Below are 13,058 nucleotides of genomic sequence, written 5' to 3'. Positions count from 1 at the left end.
AAGATAGTTTTTTTTGCTTTTTCCTTAAAACTTTTTTAAAATTTTGTGTTTTATTAAATTAAATAGCTTGGGTTATTACCGTGAGGATGTTGTGCTACTAGTAACTAAGGCGTTTATTTTAGTCCAGCAATAGGCACATTAGCTCGCAACCCAAAAAAAGGTTGTACATACTAGTGTTACAAGCGGTTTTAAAATATTGTGTTAAAAGTTACTTTGTGGTTGCATTTTTAAAAGCATCTACACCGCCAACAACTGGCAGCTGTATGGTTGTTTTACTTAAATCAATGGTGAGTTTGGTTCCTGGTTTAGGAAGTATGGTATAGTCACTATCACTAGAAAAAATCATTAATCCTATTTGCTGGCCTTTAGAGATAATTTGGTCGTCTGGTTGTAAATCGAAATGTACCGTGTAAAATTCCCCCGGAATTAAAGGCTCACTTTCAGAAATCGATTTATGGTTTTGCGGATCTGCCCATCCACGGGTTATGATATTATCGGTTATTTTTGCGCCTTTTTCTCTATTCCAAGGAAGCGATACCAGCCAAATGGATAAATTGGCAGCGGGCTTACTACTTGCTAACGTGACCGTTATTTTAGGAAGTCCAGAAATATGTAAATCTTCCTTTAAAATTGGCGTTACATACAACAGCCTGTTGGCCGATGTGGTGGCTTGCGCCAAATCTTTACCGGATATGGTGGCATTATCTGTTAAAGTTTCGGTGCCCTGTTTTTTGGTCTTTTTAGTTTGTAATGTTCCGGCGGTATTACCTCCTTTACCTAGGTAAAGCGTTACCTGTTTGGCCTCTGGATTAGGATAATCTTTATAGGCAGTAGGTTGCAAGCGGTCGTCATTTTCACGTACAATCCAAGCTTTTGCATCGTTTTGTACGCCGTTATCAATACCATGTAAATAGTGCGTAAACCAACGGTTCATCATGGATATTGGTGGTGGTCCGCCGTGACCAAACTGGTGATAATAAATTTGGGTTGGTAGCCCCATGTTTTTAGCTGCTTTATAAATGCGGTAGCTGTGTTCTGGCATAACGTTCCAATCGTTAAAACCATGGGCCATTAATAGGGCAGCTTTCATGGGTGCCATCTGATTTAAATAATCGCGACCTGCCCAAAATTCGTTATAATCGCCTGTTTCCCTATCCATGCCATTTTTCATTTCGGTATCACGCACGGTTTGATTGTTGTAGGCGCGTTTCGATTCGTCGCCACTGTGAATAAAATCGTACAATACATCAATATCCTCGCCTAAATAACCACCTGGCGAACGCACCAATCCATTGGAGCGGTAGTAATGATAGTACGAGGTGTTTGGTGCTACAGGAATAATGGCTTCCAAGCCTTCTACACCAGTGGTGGCAGCTGCTAACGGAATGGTACCGTTATAGCTTGTTCCTGTCATGCCCACTTTGCCGGTGCTCCAATAGGCTGTAATGGTTTCGTTTCCGTAAGGTTCGGTGTAACCGGTGGCTCTGTTGTTTAACCAATCTATTACGGCTTTTGGAGCCAACGATTCGTTAATTCCGCCAACTGTTGGCGCGCCTTGCGATAATCCCGTACCCGGCGAGGAGGAATGCACCACGATATAGCCACGTGGTACCCAAGTGTGAATTTGTGAATTTGAAATGATAGGTCGCTGGCCAACTCGTTTTACAGAAACGTGTGTGCGTGGTTTGGCTGGTTCGCCCAATTCGTGTTTAACATCCCAAAAAAGGCCATCGGCTTCTTGGGCAACACCTGCAAAATAAGGACTAGATTCATAAACAACGGGAAGTTTTAAACCTTCGGTATCTGTTTGTTTTGGCCTGGTAACAGCTACATGCATGCGATCTAGCTTACCATCGCCATCTGTATCAAAGGTTGTTTCTACCCATAAGTCGTGTCTAATCCAATCCTCTGGATTACTAAATTCAGGTACAATTTGTGCTTCGCCGTTTTCAAAAATAGGGACTACTTTGTTTTGAGAAATGGCAAAATTTAGTCCCAAAAATACGCTAACTAGGAGCGATGTTATGCGGTTTGTTTTCATAAGTATATACATATTCAAAAGGGCAAACAAGGTACTTGATTTTATTAACAAACTCAAATTAGGTCTGCTTATATATTTTAAATACTGTAAGTTTATAGTACTTTTACGTTTCATAAAAAAACAGACAAATTGATTTCAAAATCTACTATAGATCGTGTGTTTGAAGCTTCTCGTGTAGAGGAGGTGATAGGCGATTTTGTTCAATTAAAAAAATCCGGTAGTAATTATAAAGGTTTAAGTCCGTTTAGCGACGAGCGTTCGCCTAGTTTTATGGTGTCGCCAGTAAAGCAAATATGGAAAGATTTTTCTAGTGGTAAAGGAGGAAATGCGGTGGCTTTTTTAATGGAACATGAACACTTTACCTATCCGGAAGCCATTAAATATTTGGCAAAAAAGTATAATATTGAAATAGAAGAAACCCAACAAACTAACGAGGAAAAACAAAAGGCAGATGTGCGCGAAAGTTTGTATTTGGTAAGTGAATTTGCTAGTACGTATTTTCAAAAAATATTGCATAAAACCGATATTGGGAAAGCGGTAGGATTAAGTTATTTTAAAGAACGAGGCTTTACCGAGGATACTATTAAGAAATTTAATTTAGGCTATGCACCCGACGAATGGCAGGCATTTACAAACGAAGCGCTTAAAAAAGGCTACCGCCTAGAATTTCTGGAACAAACGGGCTTAACCATAGTAAAGGGCGAAAAGCAATTTGATAGGTTTAAAGGGCGTGTTATGTTTCCTATTCAAAGTATGAGTGGCCGTGTTTTAGGTTTTGGCGGACGTATATTGGGTAACGACAAAAAAGCGGCGAAGTATTTAAATTCGCCTGAAAGCGATTTATATCACAAAAGTAAAGTATTGTATGGTATTTTTCATGCCAAACAAAGCATAGCAAAAGAAGATAATTGTTATCTGGTAGAAGGTTATACAGATGTTATTCAATTTCACCAACGTGGCATTAAAAACGTGGTGTCTTCATCTGGAACTGCTTTAACACCCGAGCAAATAAGACTAATAAATAGGTTAACCAAAAATATTACGGTGTTATTTGATGGCGATGCTGCCGGTTTGCGGGCTTCACTACGTGGAATTGATTTAATTTTGGAACAAGGCATGAATGTTAAGGTTTGTACCTTTCCGGAGGGCGATGATCCAGATAGCTTTGCAAAAAATAATACTTTATCGGAAATAACGACTTATTTGGATGATAAATCGCAGGATTTTATTCAATTTAAAGCGTCGTTACTCGCGCAAGAATCTAAAAACGACCCGATAAAAAAGGCAGAGACCATTCGGGATATTGTAAATAGTATTGCTAAAATTCCCGACCGCATAAAAACAGAAATTTATATTCAGGAATGTGCCCGCATTATGGATATTAGTGAGGCTGTTTTGTTTAGCACCTTGGCGCAAATTAATAAAAAGGAAAACGCAGAGGTACAAAAACAACAAAGTAAGGAAACAAAGACTTTTCAGGTAATTAAAAATGACCCGAGTGTAACTCAAAAAGTAGATGTTCAGTATGAATTAGAGCGAAAAATTATTCAAATTTTACTGCTTTATGGCAATAAAACGGAAGATTTTGAAGATTTAATTTTGAAAGAAAATGATGCCAACGAATTGGTTTTAGAGCCGGTTAAGCATGAGGCTAGGGTGTTTGAAAAAATATATTTGGATTTACAGGAGGATGAAATGCAGTTTTCTAATGAAACCTTTAAAGCTCTGTATTATACCATAATTAATACGTTTAATCAGAATCCGGATGCGGTTATTGAAACCATTATAAACACGGTGCCACCCGATTTAGCCGCAGAAATTTCTACTATTTTAATGGAAGATGAGCGGTACGCCTTGTCCGATTGGGAACGCAAAAATATTTTCCCAAAAGCTAAACAAAATACCATTGCGCAATTAGTGAACGAAACCATTTTAAGTCTGCGATGCTATTTAATAGATTTAAAAGTACGCGAGTTTCAGCATAAAACGCTACAAAATTTAGCAGACTCCAATAAAGAGGTTTTAGAGGAGGTAAAGGATTATTCCGGATTAAAAATGTTGTTATCCCGAAAGCTGAACCGCGTATTATAATTCCAATAAACGAGCGCGACTAATTAAGTCCACAATATTCGTAACATTTAGTTTCTTCATAAGGCGCGCCTTATAGGTACTTACTGTTTTTTCGTTTATGTTTAACTCTTTAGCGACCTCTTTATTTTTTCGGCCAGAAACCAGTAGTTTTAATACCTCAATCTCTCTGGTAGACAATTTTTTAAAAGGGAAACTGGCTGTTGTTACCTGCTTTTTGGATGTCATTTGTAAGGCTATATCGTTACTTAAATAAAGTCGGCCAGAATATACTTTAAGCACGGCTTGCTTAATAGTAAAAATATCGGCGGTTTTCATTAGGTAGCCATCGGCTCCAGATTTTATGCTATTTATGGCATAAATTTGTTCAGGTTGTGCGCTAAACATGATGGTTTTTACATGGGGGAAATCTCTGCGTAGTCGGCGCAAAGCTGTAATACCATTTAGTTTTGGCAAATCTATTTCAGATAAAATAACATCTACCGAATGCTTTTTTAGGAAGTCGAAAATGGCCTCACCGTTATCTACAGTACCAATTACATTAATTTGTGGCGATTTAGAAAATAACAATTCCATGCCTTTTCCAACAATAGGGTGGTTATCCACTACCAACAGTTTTATCATTGTTTTTGGTTTTTTAAATTAACACTGTTTTGGGGGTTTTGTTGAAAAATATGTATAAAGGTAGTTAAAAAATTAAAATAAGGATATTTTTATCTTAATTTATTTGGTATTTCACAAACTGGTATTGCGGTCATTTTATGCTGGTTCATTTTATTTAAGCGCGTATAAATATCGAAAACAACTTTTTCCCGTCCAGAAAATTCCGATGTCTCTTTACCTAAATGCGTCATGCGCATAGCCCATTCCAATTCTGGGTAGCTTGCACCAATTTGATCTTCGTCGCTTCGGGCATCGCCAAAAAGGCCATCGCTTGGTGCGGCGGTCATAATGGACTTGGGTACATTTAAAAAGGCGCCTAGTGTGTATACTTCTGTTTTCATTAAATCGGCTATGGGACTTAAATCTACACCACCATCGCCATATTTAGTGTAAAATCCAATACCAAAATCTTCAATTTTATTACCTGTGCCTGCAACCAGTAAACCCTGCAAACCTGCGAAATAATATAAGGTTGTCATGCGCAATCTAGCTCGGGTATTAGCCAAAGCCATGTTTACCGTATCTGTTTTGCCATTTAAGGGAACTTTAGTTTTAAAGGCCTCAAAAACAGGTGTTAAGTTAGTTTCTATGTCATGCACATTTGAATAGTGCTCCTTAAGAAACGCTATATGCTCTTTGGCACGCGATACATGGCTTTCAGATTGGTGAATAGGCATTTCCACACACAGTACTTTTAGGCCTGTTTTGGCGCAGAGAATAGACGTTACAGCCGAGTCAATACCACCTGATATGCCTATAACAAAACCATTTACACGGGCATTTTTAGCATAGGTAGCTAACCAGTTTACAATATGTTGGGTAATTTTTTCTGTTTGCATTTTCATGGATTTTTAAAACAAAGTGATGTACCTTTGCAAAGCAAAAATACCAAAAGGTTAAACTAATAAAAATTAACAACATACCCTTTTTTATGAAATATGTCGTGCTGTTACTTATTTTGGTTGGTTTGGTTTCCTGTGGAAAACAAAACAAACTAGAAAAAGAAATTGAAAAAATAGCTGTAAATTTTGAAGTGGAACGTTTTGATAAAGCTTTTGATACGGTAACACCAGAAGGTTTACCCCAGTTAAAAAACACATATCCGTTTATGTTTCCAAAACACTATTCCGATGCCTTTTGGATAAACAGAATGGCCGATACCCTACAACAGGAGTTAGTTTCGGAAAGCGTGCGTATTTTTAACGACTTTACCCCAGAGAAACAACAAATTACCAGTTTGTTTAAACACCTAAAATATTATTTTCCAGAGTTTCGTGTGCCGCGTGTTATAACCTCCACTTCATCGGTAGATTATCGAAATAAAGTGATTGTTACAGATACCATTGTATTAATTTCAATAGATACGTATTTAGGAAAAGACCATGTTTTTTATCAAGGTATTCAAAATTATTTAAAGGCTAATTTTGAGCGCGATCAAATTGTGGTGGATATGGCGGCAGCCTATGCCGAAAAGTATATATTTCAAACGGACAGAAAAACCTTGTTGGATGAAATGATTTACTTTGGTAAACAGCTGTATTTTAAGGATGTTATGTTGCCAAAAGTTTCAGATGCTACAAAAATTGGGTATACGGAGGATCATTTACAATGGGCAAAAGAGAATGAATGGTTTATTTGGAATTATTTTATAGGGAAAGAACTTCTTTTTAACACGGATTCTAAATTACCATCGCGCTTTATAAATCCGGCGCCATTTTCTAAATTTTATTTAGAATTAATTGATAATGAATCGCCTGGTCGCATTGGCCAATATATAGGTTGGCAAATTGTAAAATCGTATATGGCTAATAACAATGTAAGCCTAAAAACCATGCTACAGGCAGACCCTTCAGAAATTTTTAATACCAGCAAATACAAACCAGAAGAAAATGACTAAAAAGAAATCGACTATAGAATTGTTTGTCGAGTTAGACGAAAATAGAATTCCAGAAACCTTATCGTGGACCGCACAGGACGGCGGTATTGAAAATGAAGCGGCTAAAGCCATGTTATTATCGGTTTGGGACAGTAAAAAGCAAGAAACGCTGCGAATTGATTTATGGACAAAAGATATGCCTGTGGACGAAATGAAATTATTTTTTCATCAAACACTTATGGCCATGAGCGATACATTTTACCGAGCTACCCAGGATGAGAAAATGAGCGCTACCATGAAGGATTTTTGCGATTATTTTGCAGAAAAACTAGAGTTAAAAAAGAATAAATAAATTGGCTTAAACCGGTTTTTTTGGTAAACTTTTTAAAATTTGTTGGGTTAATGAGTACATCATAGCGGTAGTCCAACCAATTAGCATAATGCCGTTTATGGCTTCAATACCCGATAGAATACGCCAATCGCCTACAAGCGTAATATCGCCGTAACCTAAAGTAGTAAAGGTAACTAATGAGTAGTACCAAGCTTCGGTGAAATTTTGAAAAATGCCACTGGTGTGTGGTAACTGTACATATGCTAAAGCCCAAATAAGTGTTTGTAAAGTGTGTAATGCCGTAAAAAACAAAAAAGAAACTATTAGCAAACGCCAAGCTTTTTTTGTGTGGTAGCTTTTACCGTTGTCTTGAAACGTTGGCGTGACTCTTTTTAGCCAAATTAAATTGCCATAAGCTTGAATAACCACATTTAAAACAATAATAAACCCACCTAATAAAAGTGCAACAAGCATAATTTATAGTTTTTAACAAAGAAACTAAAAATCGTTAAAACTTTGTGGCACTCTTTTTAAATTCTGAAGTAACTAACAAAAATCTCTTATTTATTTTTTCAAAATAAAGGCTGCTTTTACCTGAACAAGCCAATCGGCATCGGTTGGGTGTTCTACATATTTATAAACACCAGCCTGCACATTAATAGGTAGGTAGCGGCTGTGTTCAATTAACTTGCCCGCCCCAATACCTAAAGGAATACGCCATTGGTTGGACGCTTTGGCATTCCAATTTGCCGTAATTTCAGGGTTGGTGTATACATACCAATTGTTGTTTAAGGTTTTAGCAAAATGCAACTTGGTTTGTAAATAATTTACGTCGGGATTTGTACTTGGGCCTGCCACCGAAAAGAAGTTTTGAACCGTTAAGCCATAGGTAAAACCTTTAACCTGTTTCAGATAGGTAACTGACGGACCTACAGAAAGGTTGTTAAAGCCAAGTTCGTTATTAACAGACGGAAACATAATAGCAGGACCCACGCCCCAACTTGTTCCTGTTTCCTTGGTAGGTGTTAAGGTGGCCGTTAACACAATATTTCCAAAACCGTTTTCATAACCCCTATTTGTATACATGTTAGCAATGGGCACATCGGCATGCGTAATTAATTGCCATTTATTAGTTAGCTGTACAGGAATGGTTGGTAACAACCGAACCATATTACTGTTTTTAGATTGCGTTATTAATTCATACTGAATAGGCAATGTAGCTAGATTGGCAATGGGATTTTGAATTTTATCACTCAAAAATTTGCCGTCATCGGCAGGTGAATAATCATCCTGATTTTGCCCGATCACGGAATGTGTAACAATGAGGCATGAGAAAATGAGTAAAAATATTTTCATCGTGTTTGGTTTTGGTACGTTAAACAAATAAATATGGTTTAAAAACTTATTATGTAACAAGGTGTAAACCTTTTAAGATATTATTAGAAAGATACAAAATAAATTTATAAACTTCTAACAGCTAGTAATTAAGCCTTTTTTGAAGTGTTTGAACGGACAGTAGTTGTTACCATTCATTAATCCGATTGGAGTCTAATTTTATAAAAATAAATAGTAAAATGGTAAAACCCCAAAGGCCAGAACCACCGTAACTAAAAAAAGGAAGCGGAATACCAATAGTAGGAATGAGGCCCATAACCATACCGATATTAATCATAAAATGAAAAAATAAAATAGAAGCTACACCATACCCGTACACCCGACTAAATTGCGACTTTTGTAGTTCGGCCAAATGCAGAATTCTTAATAATAGGAGTACAAATATAACTACCACTAAAGCGGTTCCCATAAAACCCCATTCTTCGCCAACAGTGCTAAAAATATAATCTGTGTGCTGTTCTGGAACAAATTTGCCGGTTGTGCGCGTGCCTTGCATGTAGCCTTTTCCTGCTAAACCACCAGAGCTAATGGCTTTTTCAGATTCGTATAAATTGTACAAGATATCGCGTTGCATTTCTTGTACTTTTACAGGATCGGTTTCTAAACGGAGCCACAGGCTAATGCGGTCTTTTTGGTGCGGTTGTAAAATTTGATTGTAAAAAAAGTGCACGGCAATAGCTACTATAGCCGAGGCCATTGCTAGTGCTATTGGCTGTAAAATAGAGCGTTTTTTGCGTCGTAAAAAATGAAAAATAAAAATTACAATAGTAGATACGGCCACCGTAAATACCACATTGAACTTTAAGGCCGCAATAGAAATAAAGGCGAGTACCACAAAAATAGATAAGTATAGTTTAGGCAAGCCTTCGCGATACAAAACAAAAAAGAAGGATGCATAAACTAAAGTACTGCCAGCATCATTTTGTAAAAGGACCAAAAGAGCGGGTATAAAAATAATAAGCGCCAAGCGTACTTGGTCTTTAAAAGTTTTTATATCGGTGTTTAAATCGCTAATATATTTGGCTACCGCCAAGGCTGTGGCAGCTTTGGCAAACTCGCTTGGTTGAAGTGTCATGCCTCCAATTCCGTACCAAGAAGTGGCGCCATTTACCTCCTTTCCAAAAAAGAAGAGCCCAATTAAGGATAGCATGCTCACCAGATAAATAATACTGGAAAAACGTTCGTAAAATTTAGCTTCGAATGCTAAAATAAATACAATAAGCACCACGGTTAAAACAATAAATAACAGTTGTTTTCCGTAGGGCTGGGAGAAATCCAGATAGTTAATGGTGTCGCCAATATGGGATGCCGACAAAATATTCATATAACCAAAAGCTACCAATAGCATAAAGAGGAGGATGGTAATCCAATCAAATTTAAAGTGCCTATTTGTTTCGCGCATCATATGCTATTACTTGTAAGCGTTTAATTTACTTTTTAAAGCTGAAAAAACTTCCTCTGAAACAGGTTGTGGTTGTGTTTCTCTATTTATTTTAAATGGTTTTCCGGAAAATGGCTTTAAGTATTCGTGTTCCAAACTGTGTTTTAAAATCCAATCTTCTAAATCGGTTCTTGTTATGGTTTTTCTTATGTATTTTTCTATCATTAAACTGGCTATTTTTCCAGCATAGGTAGACCCATAATGGCCATTTTCTACAAACACAGCAATGGCAATTTGTGGGTCATCTTTGGGAGCGAAAGCAATAAACAAGGAATGGTCTGTAAGTTGTGTGCGTTTTCCATCAATAATAGCAAAGTTTTCAGCGGTACCTGTTTTACCGCAAATATCGATACCTGGTACGCGCAAGTTTCTGGCTGTGCCGTTGTTTTCATAAACATCAAATAAGCCTTCTATAACGGGGTCAAAATATTTTTTGTCTATGCTGGTATAGTTTGGTTTGGTGTACTTATCATCTAGTATTTGGTCTTCAATTTGTTTTATAATATGCGGGGTGTAGTAGTAGCCTCTGTTAGCTATGGCAGCCGTCATGTTTGCTAAATGTATAGGGGTTACTAAAATTTCTCCCTGACCAATTGCGTTGGAAATGGTGGTTGTGGCGCCCCAATTAAAATCGGGGTACCATTTGTTGTAATAAGCACCATCTGGAATGCTGCCTTTTTTACCAATGGGTAAGTCGGTGCCCAGATATTGGCCCAAACCAAAACTTTTTACGTGTTCACTCCATAAATCCATGGCCTTGCTAGCACTAGGTACAATATCTAAACTTTTTCGGTAGGCATTTGCAAAATAAGAGTTACAAGATTTTGCAATGCCTTTTCTTAAATCCCGATTACCACCACCGCAGTGGCAGCCCATTTTGCCACGACGGCCGTACAAGTAAACACCAGAGCAGAACAAACTTGTTTGCGGTGTAATAACGCCCTCTTGCAGTGCTGTAAGGGCTACAATAGCTTTAAAAGGCGAGCCGGGTTCATGTACGCGTAGCAGGCCTTTATCTATTAAAGGTGCATGAATGCTATCTCGGTATAGTTTGGTGTAGTTTCTAGACCGTTTACGGCCAACCAACATATTAGGATCGTAGGATGGGGCAGAAACCAAGGCTAAAATTTCGCCTGTTTTAGGTTCAAGAGCAACAATACCACCGCGTTTATTGGCCATTAGCAATTCGCCATAGCCTTGTAATGTTTGGTCGATGGTAATGGTAATGTCTTTTCCTTGTTTTGGGAGTGTATCAAAAACCCCTTCTTGGTACGGGCCAATATCGCGGTTAAAGCGATCTTTCTGAATAAACTTAATTCCTTTTACGCCACGCAGCGCTTCTTCGTACGATAGCTCAACACCTTGCTTGCCAATTAAATCGCCCATTTTGTAATAGGGGTTTTTTTCAATTTGACTTTGATTGGCTTCGGCTATAAAACCTAAAACATTGGCTCCTGCCGTGGTTTGGTAATCTCGCAATAAACGTTTTTGTATGTAAAAGCCTTCGTATTTGCGCATTTTTTCCTGCAATACGGCATAGTCTTCTTTAGATAGATGCGAAATAAAAACATAAGGCAACCTGGGCGAATAGTTATAGGCCCGGTTGTAAGTTTTTATAAACTGTTCTTTGGTAATTTTTAGTAAGGCACAAAATTCTAGTGTGTCCAATGGTTTTACTTCACGCGGAATAACCATAACATCGTAAGATGGCTGGTTGCCTACCAATAATTTGTTGTTACGGTCGTAAATAAAGCCACGCTTGGGGTAGTCGTAAACTTTCCGGATGGCATTATCGCTAAAAATATCGTGGGGTTTGGCCGCATACACTTGCAAGTAAAACAAGCGCCCTATAAAAACGATTCCTACAAGTATAATAACAAAAAATAATAAAAATTGCCGCATTAGGATTTCCTACTGAATAAAATATGTATAATTAAACACAGTATAATAGTAAATATACCTGAAAATAACGCTTTTTGGAGTATTAAAATTATGTTATTTAGATTAAAAATTTCTAAAGCAAATAATAAGATGTGGTGCAGTAGGATAAGCATGGTGAAATAGCTTAATCGCGCACCAAAATCGGTGTTATTAAATTTTATAGTATGGTGGTCGTTTACAGAGCCGAAACAAAATTTTAGTAAAGCGGGTCTTATAAAGGCTATGGTAACCGAGGCTGCAGCGTGTACACCACCAGAGTCCGAAAACACATCTATAGAAAGGCCAATTGCAAAGCTAAGCAGCAAAAAAATAAGTCGGTTGCTAGTGGTTGGAAATAGTAAAATAAACAAAACATAGGCATACGGATTAATATAACCTAAAAAATTTATATGGTTTAAAATAAGCACCTGTACCAAAACCAAAGCGCTAAACTGAAAGCTATGTAACAAAACGTTATTGCTCATTGGTTTGGTTTAGTAAGGTGTTTATTTCACGTTTATCCATATTTTCTATAACGTACACGTATTCTATATCGGTCATGTCGTTAAACAGCTTTACATCTACGGTGTAAAAGTTTTCGGCAGCATCCAGTTTAAAGTCCTGTACCGTGCCAATTGGGATGCCTTTTGGAAATATAAGCGATCTCCCCGATGTTATTATACTATCACCTTTTTTAATGGGTGCTATTTTTGAAATTTCAGTAAGTTGTACAATGGCAGGCGACTTGGTATTCCACATTAGGGAACCAAAATGATTGCTATTTTTTAATTGAGCACTTATTTTAACGGTACTGTTTAAAATAGATAATACGGTTGCAAATTTGTTACTAGTTTGGTCTACTATGCCTAAAATGCCTTTAGGGGTAATAACACCATAGTCTTGCTTAATACTGTCTCTTTTGCCTTTATTAATTAACAAGACATTGTTTGTAGCCGAATAGCTATTTTTAAGAACTTGTGCCGGCAGAAATTTATACCGTATTCCTCTCTGCAAACTGTCGGTAGTAAAGGTGTTTTTAGCACCTATTTGGTGCATATATGCGCTATTGTAAAGCTGCGCATTTTCCTCCTGAAGCAGTTTGTTTTGCGATTTTAGGTTGAAATAAACCGCCAACTCATTGGATGCACTATAAACCGAACCTGTAAGACCATTAGCAGAATTAATAAATTTACTTTTATGGTAGGCATGGGATTGAATGGTGAAAGAAATAGCTAGAAAAAGCAAGAACAGGTACAACAAAAACGTTTTGTTCCTTAAAAAGAATTTTATTATTTGTTGCATG

The 13,058-nt window shown here is 37.3% G+C and carries 12 protein-coding genes; 3 read left to right on the top strand and 9 right to left on the bottom strand.

The window, feature by feature from the left end:
• Positions 1-208 precede the first annotated feature (208 nt).
• Positions 209-2,041: a Xaa-Pro dipeptidyl-peptidase gene (locus ACFSQP_RS09025; RefSeq protein ID WP_376893892.1), complete on the bottom strand. Its 1,833-nt coding sequence runs from the start codon at positions 2,039-2,041 to the stop codon at positions 209-211.
• 129 nt (positions 2,042-2,170) lie between these two features.
• Here ACFSQP_RS09025 and dnaG point away from each other — a divergent pair, with 129 nt between their 5' ends.
• On the top strand, positions 2,171-4,132 hold the full coding sequence (gene dnaG / locus ACFSQP_RS09020; RefSeq protein WP_376893618.1) for a DNA primase: 1,962 nt from the start codon (positions 2,171-2,173) through the stop codon (positions 4,130-4,132).
• Here the strand turns inward: dnaG and ACFSQP_RS09015 are convergent.
• Complete coding sequence (locus ACFSQP_RS09015; RefSeq protein ID WP_376893616.1) at positions 4,127-4,753, bottom strand: response regulator; 627 nt, start codon at positions 4,751-4,753, stop codon at positions 4,127-4,129. The genes dnaG and ACFSQP_RS09015 overlap by 6 nt on opposite strands.
• 89 nt (positions 4,754-4,842) lie before the next feature.
• Positions 4,843-5,631 carry an NAD(+) synthase gene (gene nadE / locus ACFSQP_RS09010; protein WP_376893614.1) on the bottom strand — a complete coding sequence of 263 codons (789 nt, stop codon included), beginning with the start codon at positions 5,629-5,631 and terminating at the stop codon, positions 4,843-4,845.
• Between the two features lie 92 nt (positions 5,632-5,723).
• Here nadE and gldB point away from each other — a divergent pair, with 92 nt between their 5' ends.
• A complete protein-coding gene (gene gldB, locus ACFSQP_RS09005; protein ID WP_376893611.1) occupies positions 5,724-6,689 on the top strand; it encodes a gliding motility lipoprotein GldB in 966 nt (321 codons plus the stop codon).
• A complete protein-coding gene (gldC, locus tag ACFSQP_RS09000; RefSeq protein ID WP_376893609.1) occupies positions 6,682-7,020 on the top strand; it encodes a gliding motility protein GldC in 339 nt (112 codons plus the stop codon). Before gldB ends, gldC begins: the two co-directional genes overlap by 8 nt.
• 6 nt (positions 7,021-7,026) lie before the next feature.
• On the opposite strand, the gene ACFSQP_RS08995 is transcribed toward gldC, so the two are convergent.
• From ACFSQP_RS08995 to mreC, 6 genes are all read right to left on the bottom strand, one after another.
• Positions 7,027-7,473: a potassium channel family protein gene (locus ACFSQP_RS08995; protein ID WP_376893607.1), complete on the bottom strand. Its 447-nt coding sequence runs from the start codon at positions 7,471-7,473 to the stop codon at positions 7,027-7,029.
• A 90-nt stretch (positions 7,474-7,563) separates the two neighbouring features.
• A complete protein-coding gene (locus tag ACFSQP_RS08990) occupies positions 7,564-8,355 on the bottom strand; it encodes a neuromedin U (RefSeq protein ID WP_376893605.1) in 792 nt (263 codons plus the stop codon).
• A 166-nt stretch (positions 8,356-8,521) separates the two neighbouring features.
• Positions 8,522-9,799: a rod shape-determining protein RodA gene (gene rodA, locus ACFSQP_RS08985; RefSeq protein WP_376893603.1), complete on the bottom strand. Its 1,278-nt coding sequence runs from the start codon at positions 9,797-9,799 to the stop codon at positions 8,522-8,524.
• 6 nt (positions 9,800-9,805) lie between these two features.
• Positions 9,806-11,737, bottom strand: a complete 1,932-nt coding sequence (gene mrdA / locus ACFSQP_RS08980; protein ID WP_376893601.1) for a penicillin-binding protein 2 — start codon at positions 11,735-11,737, stop codon at positions 9,806-9,808.
• Positions 11,737-12,240: a rod shape-determining protein MreD gene (locus ACFSQP_RS08975; RefSeq protein ID WP_376893600.1), complete on the bottom strand. Its 504-nt coding sequence runs from the start codon at positions 12,238-12,240 to the stop codon at positions 11,737-11,739. Before ACFSQP_RS08975 ends, mrdA begins: the two co-directional genes overlap by 1 nt.
• Positions 12,230-13,057: a rod shape-determining protein MreC gene (mreC, locus tag ACFSQP_RS08970; RefSeq protein WP_376893597.1), complete on the bottom strand. Its 828-nt coding sequence runs from the start codon at positions 13,055-13,057 to the stop codon at positions 12,230-12,232. Before mreC ends, ACFSQP_RS08975 begins: the two co-directional genes overlap by 11 nt.
• Position 13,058: the final 1 nt, after the last annotated feature.

The sequence above is a fragment of the Bizionia sediminis genome (assembly GCF_042684585.1).
Taxonomy (GTDB): Bacteria; Bacteroidota; Bacteroidia; order Flavobacteriales; family Flavobacteriaceae; genus Algorimicrobium; species Algorimicrobium sediminis.
This window is presented reverse-complemented; position numbering and strand designations above follow the sequence as displayed.